This window comes from Novosphingobium sp. ERW19, assembly GCF_012641315.1.
Lineage (GTDB): Bacteria > Pseudomonadota > Alphaproteobacteria > Sphingomonadales > Sphingomonadaceae > Novosphingobium.
This window is the reverse complement of record NZ_JABAIC010000005.1, coordinates 66,418-82,080: the sequence shown is the minus strand read 5'-3', so window position 1 is coordinate 82,080 and position 15,663 is coordinate 66,418. Positions and strand designations below refer to the sequence as shown.

Annotated in this window: 13 protein-coding genes; 12 read left to right on the top strand and 1 reads right to left on the bottom strand. The window is 64.2% G+C overall.

The annotated features are described in order from the left end of the window. Positions 1 to 6: 6 nt before the first annotated feature. The 9 genes from araD1 (at position 7) to HGI46_RS11300 (ending at position 9,787) form a co-directional block, all read left to right on the top strand. Positions 7 to 1,008, top strand: coding sequence for an AraD1 family protein (araD1, locus tag HGI46_RS11340; protein ID WP_168904264.1), 1,002 nt, complete (start codon positions 7 to 9; stop codon positions 1,006 to 1,008). Positions 1,009 to 1,012: 4 nt separating this feature from the next. After that, entirely contained in the window at positions 1,013 to 1,939 is a 927-nt protein-coding gene (locus HGI46_RS11335) for a Gfo/Idh/MocA family oxidoreductase (RefSeq protein WP_168904263.1), read from the top strand. Between the two features lie 2 nt (positions 1,940 to 1,941). Continuing rightward, positions 1,942 to 2,850: a 2-dehydro-3-deoxygalactonokinase gene (locus tag HGI46_RS11330; RefSeq protein ID WP_346766716.1), complete on the top strand. Its 909-nt coding sequence runs from the start codon at positions 1,942 to 1,944 to the stop codon at positions 2,848 to 2,850. Further along, positions 2,847 to 3,476 carry a 2-dehydro-3-deoxy-6-phosphogalactonate aldolase gene (locus tag HGI46_RS11325; RefSeq protein ID WP_168904262.1) on the top strand — a complete coding sequence of 210 codons (630 nt, stop codon included), beginning with the start codon at positions 2,847 to 2,849 and terminating at the stop codon, positions 3,474 to 3,476. The genes HGI46_RS11330 and HGI46_RS11325 overlap by 4 nt, the downstream gene beginning before the upstream one ends. A 144-nt stretch (positions 3,477 to 3,620) precedes the next feature. Further along, positions 3,621 to 4,733, top strand: a complete 1,113-nt coding sequence (locus HGI46_RS11320; RefSeq protein ID WP_168904261.1) for a glycoside hydrolase family 43 protein — start codon at positions 3,621 to 3,623, stop codon at positions 4,731 to 4,733. 4 nt (positions 4,734 to 4,737) lie between these two features. Then, the gene (xylB, locus tag HGI46_RS11315) at positions 4,738 to 6,186 is read left to right on the top strand and encodes a xylulokinase (protein WP_168904260.1); all 1,449 of its coding nucleotides are present in this window, start codon (positions 4,738 to 4,740) and stop codon (positions 6,184 to 6,186) included. Positions 6,187 to 6,192: 6 nt separating this feature from the next. Beyond that, on the top strand, positions 6,193 to 7,500 hold the full coding sequence (xylA, locus tag HGI46_RS11310; RefSeq protein WP_168904259.1) for a xylose isomerase: 1,308 nt from the start codon (positions 6,193 to 6,195) through the stop codon (positions 7,498 to 7,500). A 137-nt stretch (positions 7,501 to 7,637) separates the two neighbouring features. Then, positions 7,638 to 8,327 (top strand): acetylxylan esterase, encoded by a 690-nt coding sequence (locus HGI46_RS11305; RefSeq protein WP_168904258.1) that lies wholly within the window; start codon positions 7,638 to 7,640, stop codon positions 8,325 to 8,327. Between the two features lie 11 nt (positions 8,328 to 8,338). Then, positions 8,339 to 9,787 (top strand): family 43 glycosylhydrolase, encoded by a 1,449-nt coding sequence (locus HGI46_RS11300; protein WP_168904257.1) that lies wholly within the window; start codon positions 8,339 to 8,341, stop codon positions 9,785 to 9,787. Between the two features lie 3 nt (positions 9,788 to 9,790). Here the strand turns inward: HGI46_RS11300 and HGI46_RS11295 are convergent, their stop codons facing one another. Next, positions 9,791 to 11,083 (bottom strand): cystathionine gamma-synthase family protein, encoded by a 1,293-nt coding sequence (locus tag HGI46_RS11295; protein ID WP_168904256.1) that lies wholly within the window; start codon positions 11,081 to 11,083, stop codon positions 9,791 to 9,793. Between the two features lie 243 nt (positions 11,084 to 11,326). Here HGI46_RS11295 and HGI46_RS11290 point away from each other — a divergent pair, with 243 nt between their 5' ends. The 3 genes from HGI46_RS11290 to HGI46_RS11280 all read left to right on the top strand — a co-directional run bounded on the left by HGI46_RS11290 (position 11,327) and on the right by HGI46_RS11280 (position 15,662). Continuing rightward, on the top strand, positions 11,327 to 12,067 hold the full coding sequence (locus tag HGI46_RS11290) for a FadR/GntR family transcriptional regulator (protein ID WP_346766715.1): 741 nt from the start codon (positions 11,327 to 11,329) through the stop codon (positions 12,065 to 12,067). A 128-nt stretch (positions 12,068 to 12,195) separates the two neighbouring features. Further along, positions 12,196 to 14,505, top strand: a complete 2,310-nt coding sequence (locus HGI46_RS11285; RefSeq protein ID WP_168904255.1) for a glycoside hydrolase family 95 protein — start codon at positions 12,196 to 12,198, stop codon at positions 14,503 to 14,505. A gap of 71 nt (positions 14,506 to 14,576) precedes the next feature. Continuing rightward, complete coding sequence (locus HGI46_RS11280; protein WP_168904254.1) at positions 14,577 to 15,662, top strand: AI-2E family transporter; 1,086 nt, start codon at positions 14,577 to 14,579, stop codon at positions 15,660 to 15,662. Position 15,663: the final 1 nt, after the last annotated feature.

Sequence of the window (15,663 nt, the reverse complement as noted above, 5' to 3'; positions counted from 1 at the left end):
CATACTATGTCACTCCGCCTCTTGCAGCACCGCGCCAGTGACGGCACGCGCAGCGTCATCCTTGCCGATGGCGACTTGGCGCACGTCCTTGCAGGTGTCGAGCGCACGACCGACCTTGCTCGCCGCGCGATCGCTGCGGGCACCACGCTTGCGCAGGAGGCGAAGGCCTGTCCGGCCGGCGCGCAAGTGGATGTTGCAGAGGAATTCGCTGCCGGCAATTTTCTCGCCCCGATCGACCACGAGGACCCGGCCCATCTCGCGTTGACCGGCACCGGCCTTACGCACCTCGGCTCGGCCGAAGGGCGCGACAAGATGCATCGCGAGGCTGCAGCGGCTACACACCAGACCGATTCCATGCGCATGTTTCTCGAAGGTCTGGAAGGCGGCAAGCCAAGTGACGGCAGCGTCGGCCAGCAGCCCGAATGGTTCTACAAGGGTGATGGCAGCCAGCTCGTCGGCCCGGGCGAAGCGCTGGAAATGCCCAGCTTCGCGCAGGACGGTGGCGAGGAACCGGAGCTGGCCGGTGTCTACCTGATCGGCCCGGATGGCACGCCGTTCCGCCTCGGGTTCGCCCTCGCCAACGAGTTCTCGGATCACGTGACCGAGCGCCACAACTATCTGTGGCTGGCGCATTCCAAGCTGCGGCGCGCCGCCCTTGGCCCAGAACTGCTGATCGGAGAGGCTCCTACCGACATTCGCGGCACCAGCCGCATCCTGCGTAATGGCGCGGTTCTGTGGGAAAAGCCGTTCCTTACCGGCGAGGACAACATGAGCCACAGCCTCGCCAACCTGGAACACCATCACTTCAAGTACGAGCTGTTCCGCCGCCCCGGCGATGTCCACGTGCACTTCTTCGGCACCGCCACGCTCTCCTTCAGCGACGCAGTGCGCACGCAAGTAGGCGATGTGTTCGAGATCGAGGCAGCGCCCTTCACGCTGCCGTGCCGCAATCCGCTGACGCAGGCGGCAGGCAATGCTTCCGCTCCGCTCAAGGTGCAGGTACTCTAACCGCATGGACCCGATCAGGATCGCCGTTGTCGGCATGGGCAAGATCGCCCGCGACCAGCACCTGCCCGCCATCGCCGGCAATGGCGCATTCGGGCTTGCCGCAACCGTCAGCCCGCACGACCGCGGGGTCGATGGCGTGCCCCATTTCGCCAGCCTGGATGAACTGTTGGCAAGCGGTCCTGCTGTCGACGCCGTCGCGCTGTGTACGCCCCCGCAGGTGCGCTACGATCTGGCCAGCACCGCTCTAGCTCGCGGCATCCACGTTTTTCTCGAAAAGCCGCCCGGTGCGACGCTGGCGGAAGTCGCCGCGCTGGAAGCGCAGGCAGACAAGGTCGGCGCCACGCTGTTCGCTGCCTGGCATTCGCGCTTTGCCGCCGGTGTCGCCCCCGCCCGGGCATGGCTTGCCGAACGGCGCATCGACAAGGTCGAGATCACGTGGCGCGAGGACGTTCGGGTGTGGCATCCGGGGCAAGCGTGGATCTGGGAGCCGGGTGGCCTCGGCGTCTTCGATCCCGGCATCAACGCCCTGTCGATCGCAACCCGTATCCTGCCCCGGCCGATTTTCCTGCAGTCCGGAAGGCTCGAAATCCCCGCCAACCGCGCAGCCCCCATCGCTGCCGACCTGAACTTCCGCGACAGCGCCGGCGCGCCAGTCCACATGGACCTCGATTGGCGGCAAACCGGTCCGCAAAGCTGGAACATTGTCGTGGAGACCGATGCCGGTATGCTCAAGCTATCGAGCGGCGGCGCGGTGCTGACGCTGCCTTCGGGCACCAGCCATGACGAGGACAACGAATATCCCGGCCTCTATGCCCGCTTCGCCAAGCTGATCCGCACCGGCCGCAGCGATGTCGATGTGGATCCGCTGCGCCTTGTTGCTGATGCCTTCCTGCGCGCGACGCGGGTCAGCGTCGAACCGTTCGAGGATTGATCGTGGCGGCCCGCGCACGGCGCGTGATCGGCGATTGGGGCAGCACCCGCCTGCGCCTGTTTCTCGTTGAAAATGGCGAGACCACGGCACGCCTCGACGGACCCGGTGTCACGCAGCTGGTCGAACCGGCAGAGCGGGTTCTGGCCCGGCTCCTGTCAGTGTGGCTGGCAACCGGTCCGATCGAAGCAATAACGCTTTGCGGCATGGTCGGATCTCCCGCCGGCCTTGCCGTGGCCCCTTATGCCCCATGCCCGGTGGATGCAGAGGGTTGGCACCATGCCCGCACCCGCCTGCGCGTGCTTGGCCACGATGTCGAGATCCTGCCGGGTCTTTCCTACCGGACCGCCGATGGCGTGCCCGAGGTGATGCGCGGCGAGGAGACGCAGGTCTTCGGCGCGATGGCGCTGAATCCGGCCCTGCGCGAAGGAGAGCGCCTTTTCGCCCTTCCCGGAACCCACGGCAAATGGGTCAGCACCTGCGACGGCGCGATCACCGACTTCCGCACGGCTCCCACCGGCGAGGTCTTTGCCGCGATCACCGGCCACACCTCCCTGACTGGCCCGGACACCCCCGGCGAGGGAAGCTTCGACGACGGTTTCGGGCGCGGGCTTGCCCGTTCGGCAGAGCCGTTGCCCGGGACCTTGTTCGAGGCCCGCGCGGCGCGCCTGCTCGATGGCCGCTCACGCGATTGGGCCAAGGGCTATCTCTCAGGCGTCTTGATCGGCGCGGAAGTTGCGCAGTTCGACATTGGGGCACAGGACGTTACGTTGATCGGCGATCCCGCGCTTGCCGCGCTTTATGCGAGTGCGATTGCACACCACGGCGGGTCATTGCAACAGGTCGATGGAGAGAGTGCCGTCGTGGCCGGACTTTCCCACGCCATAACTCTTGCCGAAAGCCTGCGCCCATGACGGTCGATGAAGTCCTTGCCCAAGGCGCCCCGCCTATCGTTGCCATACTGCGCGGCATCCGCACGCAGGAAGCCATCAGCGTCGCCACCGCTCTGCTGGAGGCAGGCATCCGGTTGATCGAGGTACCGTTCAACTCGCCCGATCCATGCGGTTCGATCAGTGCCATGGTCGAGGCACTTGGTAGCCGTGGCGCTTTCGGCGGCGGCACGGTCACCAGCATCGCTCTTGCCGAGCAGCTTGCGGGTGCCGGCGGAACATTCTTGGTCTCACCCAACACCGATCCCGCGGTCATCGCCCGTTCGCGCGAACTCGGCATGGACGTCCTGCCCGGGTTCCTGACCCCCACCGAAGCCTTTGCCGCAATTGGTGCGGGCGCGCGGGACCTAAAGCTGTTTCCGGGATCGGTCCTTGGCAGCAGCTATATCAAGGCCATTCGCGAAGTCCTGCCGTCGGCTACCCGCGTTTGGGCCGTGGGCGGCGTCGGCCCGGCCAACGTGGCGGAATATCGCGCGGCGGGCGTGTTCGGCATCGGTGTCGGCGGGAGCCTTTATAAACCCGGTGATGATGCAACGACTGTAGGCGCCCGCGCAGAGGCGTTGGTTTCCGCCTGGAACGCTGCGAACTGACACGCACCTCCTGCGCTTGCCAAGTTTACTGACTTCGGGTAATTAGAATCCATATTTCAGATTGCCGTCTCGTTTAGGTAGCGCTATCATTGCCTGAGCAATCACGTGAAAGGCCGGACCACCGGTCTGCAAGGGGATGAAATGATGAAGGCGAAGATCACCACCCTCGCTCTATGCCTGACGAGCGCGTTCGCGCTGGCGGCCTGCTCGAACACGGCAACCGATGCAAAGCCTGCCAATGGCGGCGCAGACGCCAGCGCCTTCCGCGACCAGCCGCTGGTCAGCGAAATCTTCACCGCAGATCCGTCGGCCCACGTGTTCGACGGCAAGATCTATGTCTACCCCTCGCACGACATCGAAACGCCGACAGCTGACGATGACTTGGGCAACCAGTACGCGATGCGAGACTACCGCGTGCTTAGCATGGACAAGGTTGGCGGCAAGGTAACGGTCGGCCCGGTCGCGCTCGATGTGAAGGACGTGCCCTGGGCCTCGCAGCAGATGTGGGCACCTGATGCCGCCTACAAGGACGGCACCTATTACCTCTATTTCCCGGCGCGGGACAAATCGAAGGACAAGAACGGCCTCGGCGCCTTCCGCATCGGCGTCGCCACGTCGAAGAACCCGATGGGACCGTTCGTTGCCGAAAAGGAAGCGATCCCGGGCTCCTACTCGATGGACCCTGCCGTCTTCACGGACGACGATGGCACTGCCTACATGTACTTCGGCGGTATCTGGGGTGGCCAGCTGCAGCGTTGGGCAAGCGGCAAGTACGATCCCAACGGCTCTGACACCGACCTTATGCAGGACGACGAGCCCGCACTGTCGGGCAAGGTCGTCAAGATGAACGCAGATATGAAGACCTTTGCGGAAACACCCCGCGACGCGGTGATCCTTGGTGAAGACGGCAAGCCAGTGCTGGGCGGGGATCACGAACGCCGCTTCTTCGAAGCCTCTTGGGTCTTCAAGAAGGACGGCAAGTATTACTACACCTACTCGACCGGTGACACGCACTTCCTGAACTATGCCATAGGCACCAGTCCCTACGGCCCGTTCAAGTACGCCGGCCACATCCTGAAGCCGGTGCAGGGCTGGACCACGCACCATTCGATCGTCCAGCACGATGGCAAGTGGTGGCTGTTCTATGCCGACACGCAGCTCTCCAACAAGAACCACCTGCGCAACGTCAAGGTGACCGAGCTGACCTTCAACCCCGACGGCACGATCCAGACGATCGACCCAATGAAAGCGAAGTAAACTGATGTTCCTCGGCATCGATGTCGGCACCAGTTGCGTAAAGGCGGTTGTCACTGCCGAAAGCGGCGAGGTCCTGGCGCAAAGCAGTTCCGATCTCACCGTATCCCGCCCTCATCCGCTGTGGTCCGAACAGGCCCCGGCGGATTGGGTGGAGGCTGCACACAAGGCGGTACTCGGCCTCGATGCCGGACTGCGCAAAGGTGTCCGCGGCATCGGCCTTGCTGGCCAGATGCACGGCGCCACCCTGCTGGGATCGGACGACAAGCCGCTGCGTCCGGCGATCCTGTGGAACGATGGCCGCAGCTTTGCCGAATGTGCCGAAATCGAAGCCGCAGAGCCCCGGGCGCGCGAAATCACCGGCAACATCGCCATGCCCGGTTTCACCGCGCCAAAGCTCGCCTGGGTTCGCCGTCACGAACCCGACGTCTTTGCCGCCACACGCACCGTCCTGCTGCCCAAGGACTATGTCCGCCTCGCACTTACCGGCGAAAAGGCGAGCGACATGTCCGACAGCGCCGGGACGCTGTGGCTCGATGTCGCCCGGCGGTCATGGTCGCCTGAGATGCTGGCGGCCACTGAGCTTGATGAAAGCCACATGCCACGCCTGCATGAAGGCCCGGATGTCACCGGCGTCCTGCGTGAGGACGTCGCCAGGGCGTGGGGCATGGAGCGCGTGCCGGTGGTCGCTGGCGCTGGCGACAATGCCGCAGGCGCGCTCGGTGTTGGCGTACTGTCAGACGGGCAAGGCATGCTTTCGCTCGGCACATCGGGCGTGATCTTCGTGGCCAATGCTAAATTCCGGCCGAACCCGGCCGAGGCCGTCCACGCCTTCTGCCATGCCCTGCCGGGAGTGTGGCACCAGATGAGCGTGCACCTGTCCGCCGCTTCGTGCATCGACTGGGCAGCCAAGGCCTGCAACGTGCCGGGTCCGGCGGAATTCTTCGCCCTTGCCGAACAGGCCGGCGCGGCTTGCGGCCCCGAGCTGTTCCTGCCCTACCTTTCCGGTGAACGGACCCCGCACAACGATCCGCACATTCGCGCCGCATTCCTCGGCCTTGGTAACGAGAGCACCACCGGACGCATGGCCGCAGCAGTGCTGGAAGGCGTGGCCTTTGCCCATGCCGACGGGATCGATGCCCTGCGCAATGCCGGCACGCAGATCGACGAACTATGCGTGATCGGTGGCGGGTCACGCTGTGCGCATTGGGGCCGCATCCTGTCGAGCGTGCTCGGCGTGCGGCTCGTCTATTTGCACGGCGGCGAGGTTGGCCCGGCGCTGGGCGGTGCGCGCCTCGCGCAGATCGCTGTCACCGGCGCATCTGCCGCTGAGGTTTGCACCCGCCCGCCAGTCCGCACCGTGATCGAACCCGATTCCGGCCTCACCGCGTCATTAGCGCCCAAGCGCGCCCGTTTCCGCGCCGCATACGCCGCGCTCGCCCCGATCAAGGAGTAACTTCATATGTCCGCAGCCTATTTCGACGAATTCGCGACCGTCCGCTACGAAGGTCCGGAAAGCACCAGCGACCTTGCCTACCGCTTCTACGACAAGGACCGTGTGGTCTTCGGCAAGCGCATGGAAGACTACCTGCGCTTTGCCGTGTGCATGTGGCACACCTTCTGCTGGCCCGGCAGCGACGTGTTCGGCGCCGGCACCTTCGATCGCCCCTGGCTCAACGGCCCGCAGGACGAAGGCGCCGCCCGCGCCAAGCGTGAAGCCGCTCTCGCCTTTGTCGAGAAGCTCGACCTGCCGTTCTACTGCTTCCACGATGTCGACGTGATGGCGCCGGCCGAGAGCATCGGCGAATTCCGCGCCAGCTTCGCTCGCGCCGTCGATCACCTCGAAGAGCTGCAGGCCAAGCACGGCCGCAAGCTGCTGTGGGGGACGGCCAACCTGTTCGGCCACCCGCGCTACCTTGCCGGCGCCGCCACCAGCCCTCGCCCGGAAGTCTATGCGTGGGGTGCCAGCCAGGTGCGGGATGCTCTTGAAGCGACCCATCGCCTCGGCGGCTCGAACTATGTTTTGTGGGGCGGGCGTGAAGGTTACGACACGATCCTCAACACCGATCTCAAGACTGAGCAGGAAAACTTCGGTCGCTTCCTCAGCCTCGTGGTCGAACACAAGCACAAGATCGGCTTTGCGGGAACGATCCTGATCGAACCCAAGCCGCATGAGCCGACCAAGCACCAGTACGACTTCGACACTCAGACCGTGTACGGCTTCCTCAAGCGCTTCGGCCTCGAGAACGAAGTCAAGGTCAACATCGAGGCCAACCACGCCACGCTTTCGGGCCATACCTTCGAGCATGAGATCGCGATGGCCGGCGCGCTCGGCGTGTTCGGCTCGATCGATGCCAACCGCGGCGACCCGCAGAATGGCTGGGATACCGACCAGTTCCCCAACTCGGTAGAGGAACTGACCCTGGCCTGCATCGAAATCGAACGCGCTGGTGGTTTCACCGACGGCGGCTTCAACTTCGATGCCAAGGTCCGCCGCCAATCAGTTGATGCAGTTGATCTTTTCCATGGCCACATCGGCGGCGTGGACGTTATCGCAAAGGCCCTGCTCCGCGCCGAGGCAATCATTGCCGACGGTCGCATCGATGCCTTCCGCGCCGAACGCTATGCCGGGTGGAACAGCGAACTTGGGACAACCATTCGCCAGTCGAGCCTTGCCGAAATCGCCGATCTTGCCGTGGCGCAGGATCTCAAGCCTGCTCCGGTTTCGGGCCGTCAGGAATGGCTGGAGAACATGCTCAATCGGTTCTGATCCAAATAGTCTGAGTAAGATGAAAGCCCGCGGCAGACAGATTTGCCGCGGGCTTATTTTATAGTGCTATAATTGATAATTATCGTTGAAACCTCATCCTATTTAACTCATACAATTAGAAAGTTTGAGAGGATGACATGATTCGAATCTCCACTCTCCTTGCGGCGGCGAGCGTATTGCTTTGCGCGTCGGCCACTCCCGCAGTTTCACAGGCCACCCCTTCGCTCGCCCCATACTTTGCCCCAGCGACAACCGGCAGCACCTCGGTTGACGAGGATGGTTTCGTCCGCCGCTGGATGCTGCTTGAACCGATCGCAAAGCCCAATCGCACGAACCAGCTCTTTACCAGCGCCTACGTGCGCAAGGCCTTCTCCGAAGACCGCACTGCGGGCCTCGGCGGCAAATTGCCAAGCGATGGACAGACCGTGTCGCACAAGGGCTCATCCCTCACCTGGCACGCACTCGACGCCGCGCAATGGGACGCCAAGCTGTTCTACTTCGCCGCTGCCTATGGAAAGCCGACTTACGGCGTGATCTTCTGGGCCACGACGGTGATCGAGGCGCCACGCGACATGCCCGACGCCCACCTCGCCGTCGGCTCCAACTCCGCATCGATGTGGTGGTTGAACGGCAAGGAAGCCGCCGCCTTGTTCGGTGATCGTCGCATGGTCATGGACGATGTCGTCTCGCCCGCGCTCGGCCTGAAAAAGGGGCGGAACGTGTTGCAGGGCGCGGTGATCAACGGCCCGGGCTTGTCCGATTTCGCGGTCCGCTTTGTCGATGGCAAGGGCCAGCCGATCCGCGACCTCAAGATCACGCTGCGCTGAAGGAGGCCGCGATGAACACCAAACTCCTCGCCGCCGCAGTCCTCGCCGGCATTGCAGCCCCGCTTCTCGCGCAGAGCAATCCCGTCGCGCAGATGGAGGGCGAACCCTGGATTCACGATCCGTCCACGATCGTGCAATCCGAGGGACGATTCTACACTTTCGGTACCGGCAAGGGCGGGCTCGTGTCCTCCGATGGCTGGACGTGGGCCAGCGGCCCGGTACGTCCCGGCGGAGGCGTCGCGCCCGATGTGATCAAACTCGGCGACCGCTACTACGTGGCCTGGGCCGTGGGCGGTGGCGGCATGAACGGCGGCCACAAGAGCGACGTGAAGATCATGTGGACGAAGTCGCTCGATCCTGCCTCCAAGGAGTTCGGGTTCCACGAGGTCGGCACGGTCGCATCCAGTGATGGCTTCGAAAACAACGATGCGATCGACCCGGCCTTCCTGCTCGCGGAGGGGCGCCTGTGGCTCAGCTATGGCACCTACTTCGGCGCGATCCGCATGGTCGAACTCGATCCCCGGACGGCTGAGCGCCTTCCCGGCAACCAGCCCGTCGATATCGCGATCGACATGGAGGCGACCGCGCTGCTCCATCGCGATGGCTGGTACTATCTGCTTGGCACCCATGGCACCTGCTGCGACGGGCCCAACTCGACCTACAACATCCGCGTCGGCCGGTCGCGGAACCCACTCGGCCCTTATGTCGACAACTTCGGCGTGCCCCTGCTGAAAGGCGGCGGCAAGCTGGTGTGGGGATCGAACGGTCGGGGCCGCGGCGCAGGCCATTTCGGTTTGGTCGATCTCGGCGATGGCGTGGAGAAATTCTCGTTCCACTACGAGGCCGACATGGAGCGCTCGGCGCGCAGCGTCCTCGCAATCCTGCCGCTGACGTGGAAGAGCGGCTGGCCTGTCGGGCAAGAGAACCTGCGCCCCGGCACCTACGAGATCCAGTCCGAACGCGGTGGCGCGCTGCAACTGGCGGTGGACGAAGTGCGCCTGCCGTGGTCGTGGACCGGGTTCGGCCCGCCCAAGGAGCCGGTCAAGCCCGTGCCGGACCAGACGCTGGAGCAGAACCGCGCCGTCTGGCCGCAGGGCAACATTCCAGTGGACATGGGTGCCTACCAGGTGCGGCCCAACCAGCACTGGACGATCGAGCCCGTTGCCGGGGCTGGCGGCTGGTTCGGCGCGCCATATGTCAAGATCGTCATCGCTGGCACAAACCGGGCGCTCGCCGCCACGCCCTCGGGCGATGTGGTTGCAGTCCCTCAATTCAGCGGGGCGCCCGAACAACTCTGGCGGATCGACATGCTGGCCGACGGAACCTACCGGATCATTCCCAAAAACACGCCCGATCCGATGAAGCCGCTCGCGCTCGCCGCCGTCGGTGCCAGCACGCCGCGGCTTGTCCGCTTCGATCCGGCATCCGAAGCGGGCAAGTGGACTTTCCGCCTCCCCTGAGCGCTAACCCGCGCTGGCGGCCAGCGCCTGTTCGAGATCGGCAACGATATCGCCCTCGTTCTCGATCCCGATCGACAGGCGCACCGTGCCGTCACGCACGCCGAAGCGGTCGCGCGCTTCAGCCGGAACGCCTGAATGGGTCGTCGTGGCAGGATGGCTGGCCAGCGATTCCGTGCCGCCAAGGCTCACCGCCAGCTTAAAGATCTGCAGCGCGTTGAGGAAGCGGAAAGCGGCCGGTTGCCCGCCCTTGATGTCGAACGAGAAGGTCGAACCGGCGCCGGTGCATTGGCAGGCAAACACCTCTCGTTCCCGCGAACCCGGGCTTGCCATGTGCGGATGTGCCACGCTCTCGACCGCAGGGTGATCGGCAAGGTAGCGCACGGCAGCAAGGGCATTGGCATTGGCCCGCTCCATCCTCAGGCCCAGCGTTTCTAGCGACCGGCCCAGCATCCAGCAACTGTGCGCATCCAGTTGCATGCCGATGGCGCTGCGCAGCAGGCGCACCTCGCGCATGAGGGTGGCCGAGCCAAGCGCCGCACCGGCGACAAGGTCGGAATGCCCACCGACGTACTTGGTCAGCGAATAGAGCGAAATGTCCGCCCCGTGCCGCAACGGATGCTGATAGACCGGGCCAAGAAGGGTATTGTCGCACATCAGCAACGGGCGCTGATCGCCCTGCTCTGCGCCTACCGCTTCGCAGACGCGGCGCATCATCTGGATGTCGACCAGCGCGTTGGTGGGATTGGCGGGGCTTTCGATCAGCACCAGCGCCACGCGCCCGCGCGCCATCGCCCGGCGCGCCGCCTCCATCACCACGGCTTCGTCAAGTCCATCCGAAAAGCCTTCGGCGGCAATGCCGAGCCGTGCGAAGGTCTTGGCCAGGAGCGTTTCAGTGCCGCCGTAAAGTGGCTGTGAGTGAAGAATTACCTCGCCCGGCTTGACGAAGGCCAGCATGGCGGTGGTGATCGCCGCCATCCCTGAAGAAAACACCACGCCCGCCTCGGCACCTTCGTAAACCGCCAGCCGGTCTTCAACGATCTCGCTGTTGGGGTGATTGAAGCGCGAATAGACCAGCCCCCGCCCTTGCCCCGGCGGCGGCTCCTTGCGCCCGGCGACGTAGTCGAAGAAGTCGCGCCCTTCCTCAGCCGTCGGGAACACGAACGTCGATGTCAGGAATACCGGGGGCTTGACCGCGCCTTCCGACAGGAAGGGATCATAGCCGTAGTTCAGCATCAGCGTATCGGGATGCAGTTTGCGGGTCCCAATGGTCGTCTTGCTCTCGCGTGGTGCATTCATCTTCAAACCTCCCCTGGAGCGGTGCCTGCCAGACTTACCTTGGATTACAACACGCGCACCCGCAGGAAGTTGCAAATGAAACTTACACTTCAAGAACCGCGCAACTAGCTCACAAAAGTCTGTGTTCAGAAGTCGCGGACTTGCCACAACGGTTTCACGCCAGGTTGATGAGCATACCATCGAACCGCTGGACTTTGTCGAATTTCCGCCCAAATAGGAGTGCAGGGGCGAAAGGATCTTATGGTGTCGCGAAGCAAGGAACAGGGTGGGGACGCGATCGACAGGTCTGACAAATCGTTGCGGCTGCACGGCAGCATCGCGCGTGACCTTGGCATTGCGATCGTCACGGGAAAGTACCCGCCCGGTCACGTGTTGACGAGCGAGGTCGATTTCGCCGAACAGAACCATATCTCGCGCACTGCCTATCGCGAGGCGATCCGGATCCTCGCTGCCAAGGGCTTGGTCGAAAGCCGCCCCAAGGCGGGCACCAAGATAACCGATCCCTCGCGCTGGCACATCCTCGATCCCGACGTGCTCGCCTGGACGTTCGAGGGCGAACCCAGCCAGGCCGCGATTGACGATCTGTTTGAACTACGCCTGATCATCGAACCGGCCGCTGCGGAAATCGCCGCTACCCGCCGCACCGGCGCGCAACTGGCGCAGATGGGCCACGCGCTCGAAGAAATGGCACGCCATACGCTCGCCTCGCCCTTGGGTCAGGCGGCGGACCAGTCGTTCCACACCACGCTGCTCAAGGCCACTGGCAACATGGCACTGATCTCGCTCGCCAGCACGATCTCCGCGGCGGTGCGCTGGACTACGATCTACAAGCAGCGCAAGCGCAAGCTGCCGCGCGATCCGCTGCCCGATCATCGCGTGCTGTTCGACGCCGTCGCCGATGGCAACGGCCCGGCCGCCCGCGCGGCGATGCAGAACCTGATCGAACTGGCACTGGCCGATATCGATCCGCCGGCGCGCAGCTGAAGTACGAGCTCAAGCTTTTCGCTGGACAGTCCGGCAATTAATCATACTTATCATCCGGCAACTTTAGCGTTGCCGGATTTGGCACTCATACGCCCATCCGCAATGGCCATTGGACTACGGGAAGCAGGATGCCAATCACGCGCAGGCAGGCGATCGCGGCAGGGGCCGCTACCGCCGGACAAGGATTTGTCGGACTTTCTGTCAATGCCGCGCCACCTGCTCCCCGTCAGGATGTGCTGTGGTATCGCCAGCCCGCCTCGACCTGGACCGAAGCCCTTCCGGTCGGCAATGGTCGGCTCGGCGCAATGGTCTTCGGCGGCATCGCGTCGGAACGGATACAACTGAACGAGGACACACTGTGGAGCGGCGGCCCTTATGAACCGCTGAACCCCAAGGCTGGTCCTCAGGCGGTCGACGACATCCGCAAGCTGATCGCACAGCGCCGCTTTGCTGAAGCCGAGGCGCTTGCCGACGAATGCCTGATCGCGCGGCCTGCAGGCCAAATGTCGTATCAGACCTTCGGCGATCTGTTCATTGAAATGGACGTTGCCGGCACGCCAACGGCCTATCGCCGTGAACTCGATCTCGACTCAGCCATCGCCACAACCCGCTTTGCCACACCCGCCGGCAACATCATGCGCGAGGTTCTGGTCAGCCCCGTCGATCAGGTCATCGCCATCCGCCTTTCAGCGAGCAAAGGCGCCACGCTCAACTTCATCGTCCGCTTTGAAACTCCACAAGATGCCACCGTCAGCGCTGCAGACAATGCGATCCACGCAAAGGGCCACAACCGAGCCGATCAAAGCGTCCCGGCCGGCTTGAGCCTCGCCGCGCGGATCACCGCCAGCGCTCAAGGCGGAACTGTCCGTGCGGAAGGCGCCACGTTGGTCATCAGCCACGCCTCGCACGCAACAATCCTTGTCGCACTCGCCACCAGCCACTCCGGCGATCCTGCTGCCACTGTCGTTCGCCGGATCGCCGTTGCCAGCGGCCGGCCGTGGTCTGCATTGCGCAACGCGCACGTCGCCGAGCACCGCCGCCTCTATTGCCGCGCCGCACTCGACCTCGGCCCCGGCAGCACCCTGCCGACTGACGAGCGCATCAAGGCCAGCGTCGCCACCGACGAACCGGCACTGGCCGCGCTCTATTTCGCCTATGCCCGTTACCTGATGATCTGCTCGTCGCGCCCCGGCACGCAGCCCGCGAACCTTCAGGGCATCTGGAACGAGAGCACCAAGCCGCCGTGGGGATCAAAGTACACGATCAACATCAACACCCAGATGAATTACTGGCTGGCCGATCCGGCGAACCTCGGCGAATGCGCGGAGCCGCTGCTGCGCATGGTGCGCGAGCTTGCCGTGAGCGGCGCGAAGACGGCCCACGCGATCTATGGGGCGAGAGGCTGGGTCGCACACCACAACACCGATCTGTGGCGCGCCTCCAGCCCGATCGATGGCGCGGCCTGGGGCATGTGGCCCTTGGGCGGCGCATGGTTGTGCAATGCATTGTGGGATCGCTGGGACCATGGCCGAGACCGGGCATGGCTTGCCGCGATCTACCCCCTCATGCGGGGCGCGGCAGAATTCTTTCTCGATACCCTGCAAACCTCGCCGCAGGGTCTGATCACCTCGCCCTCGATTTCGCCCGAAAACCGCCACCCTTTCGGCGCTTCTATCTGCGCCGGCCCCGCCATGGACCGGCAGATCCTGCGCGACTTGTTCGATCGCACTGCCGATGCCGCCGCCGTGCTCGGCAAGGATGCCGACTTCGCCGCACAACTTCGCCAGACCCGCGCCGCGCTCGCGCCTGATCGCATCGGCAAGGCGGGGCAGTTGCAGGAATGGCTAGAAGACTGGGACGAAGGCGCGCCCGAACAGGACCACCGCCACGTCTCGCACCTCTACGCGCTTTACCCGGGACAGCAGATAGACCCTGACGAGACACCCGATTTGGCACGAGCCGTGCAAATCTCGCTCAACCGCCGTGGCGACGAGTCTACCGGGTGGGCCACTGCCTGGCGGATCGCGCTCTGGGCGCGGCTGCGCGATGGCGAACGGGCGCACAAGATCCTGCGCAGCCTGCTCAGCCCGGCGCGCACTTATCCCAACATGTTCGATGCGCATCCGCCCTTCCAGATCGACGGCAACTTCGGGGGCAGCACGGCGATCGTGGAAATGCTGCTGCAGAGCCGCAAGGGGACGCTTCATCTGTTCCCGGCCCTGCCCAAGGCCTGGGTCACCGGTAGTGCCCATGGGTTGGTGGCGCGGGGCGGTGTCGTGGTTGATCTTGCCTGGACACAAGGCTGCCTCACCCACGCGTTGCTCAAACCCATGGAAAGCGGGCCGATGACCGTGCGCCTGGGCAATCAGCGCCGCACCCTGCAGCTCGCAAAGGGCCGGATGGTTACGCTGAAGGGTTCAAGTCTGGCGACAAGCTGAAACCACTTGCCCCCATAGGCGTTGCGCTGGCACTTGGATATCTGCGGGTTTGGCCGCAACACGGGGGAACAATGCTGGAGCGCAACAGGATCGAGAAGGGCGGGTTCGTCCTTTTTCTGGTGATCGTCACCGTCGGGCTTACGTTGGTGGTCTCGCACTTCATCGGCGCAATCCTCTGGGCCGCGCTTGCCGCGATAATGTTCCATTCGCTGAACGAGCGACTGCTTGAACGCTGGCAGGAAAAGCGCAGCCGTGCTGCGACGATGACTCTGCTGATCATCACGTTCGCGGTGATCATCCCGGCGATGCTGATCGGCACGATGGTGGTGGAACAGGCTTCGGGCGTGTTCGAACAGATGCGCACCGGCCAGATCAACTTCGCCGCCTATTTCAAGCAGGTCCACGATGCGCTGCCGGTGCGCCTGCAGGCCCTGGTCGAAAATGCCGGTTTCGGCACGTTCGAGCTGGCCCAGAGCAAGATTTCCGAAGCGCTTGGCAACAGCGCCAGCATGATCACGCAGCGCGCCTTGGCGATCGGAGCCGATGCTGCCTCTTTCCTGCTCGCATTTGCCGTGGGCCTTTACGTGACCTTCTTCCTGTTGCGCGATGGCTACCAGCTCGGGCCGCAGATTGTCCGCGCCATGCCCTTGGAGCCATCGGTTGCGGGGCGCCTTGTCGAGCGCTTCGTCGCGGTAGTCCGCGCCACAATCAAGGGTTCGGTGCTTGTCGCCCTCGCCCAAGGCGCGCTGGGCGCGATCACCTTTGCGATTGTCGGCCTGCCCGCCTCGCTGCTGTGGGGCGCGCTCATGGCCATTGCCGCGCTGCTACCCGCCATTGGCCCTGCGATCGTCTGGGGTCCGGTCGCGATCTATCTCTTTGCCACGGGAGCGATCTGGCAGGGCGCGGTGGTGATTGCATCGGGCGTCGTGGTCATCGGCCTTGCCGACAACGTGCTGCGTCCGATGCTGGTCGGCCGCGATACCGGCATCCCCGATTGGCTGGTGCTGGTCACCACGCTGGGCGGGATCGAACTACTCGGTCTGTCTGGCATTGTCGTCGGCCCGGTGGTTGGCGCGCTGTTCCTTACCGGCTGGCAGATTCTTACTGAACAGAGGTTGGCGCTTCACCCTGACGAGGGGCAAGGCGAAGCGCGCTGAG

What these genes read in the sequence shown, in the direction of transcription:
- HGI46_RS11285 (WP_168904255.1), top strand. Translation starts at nt 12,196, where the DNA reads ATGCCAATCACGCGCAGGCAGGCGATCGCGGCAGGGGCCGCTACCGCC.
- HGI46_RS11280 (WP_168904254.1), top strand. Translation starts at nt 14,577, where the DNA reads ATGCTGGAGCGCAACAGGATCGAGAAGGGCGGGTTCGTCCTTTTTCTG.
- HGI46_RS11320 (WP_168904261.1), top strand. Translation starts at nt 3,621, where the DNA reads ATGAAGGCGAAGATCACCACCCTCGCTCTATGCCTGACGAGCGCGTTC.
- HGI46_RS11300 (WP_168904257.1), top strand. Translation starts at nt 8,339, where the DNA reads ATGAACACCAAACTCCTCGCCGCCGCAGTCCTCGCCGGCATTGCAGCC.
- HGI46_RS11335 (WP_168904263.1), top strand. Translation starts at nt 1,013, where the DNA reads ATGGACCCGATCAGGATCGCCGTTGTCGGCATGGGCAAGATCGCCCGC.
- HGI46_RS11295 (WP_168904256.1), bottom strand. Translation starts at nt 11,083, where the DNA reads ATGAATGCACCACGCGAGAGCAAGACGACCATTGGGACCCGCAAACTG.
- HGI46_RS11305 (WP_168904258.1), top strand. Translation starts at nt 7,638, where the DNA reads ATGATTCGAATCTCCACTCTCCTTGCGGCGGCGAGCGTATTGCTTTGC.
- xylB (WP_168904260.1), top strand. Translation starts at nt 4,738, where the DNA reads ATGTTCCTCGGCATCGATGTCGGCACCAGTTGCGTAAAGGCGGTTGTC.
- HGI46_RS11325 (WP_168904262.1), top strand. Translation starts at nt 2,847, where the DNA reads ATGACGGTCGATGAAGTCCTTGCCCAAGGCGCCCCGCCTATCGTTGCC.
- xylA (WP_168904259.1), top strand. Translation starts at nt 6,193, where the DNA reads ATGTCCGCAGCCTATTTCGACGAATTCGCGACCGTCCGCTACGAAGGT.
- araD1 (WP_168904264.1), top strand. Translation starts at nt 7, where the DNA reads ATGTCACTCCGCCTCTTGCAGCACCGCGCCAGTGACGGCACGCGCAGC.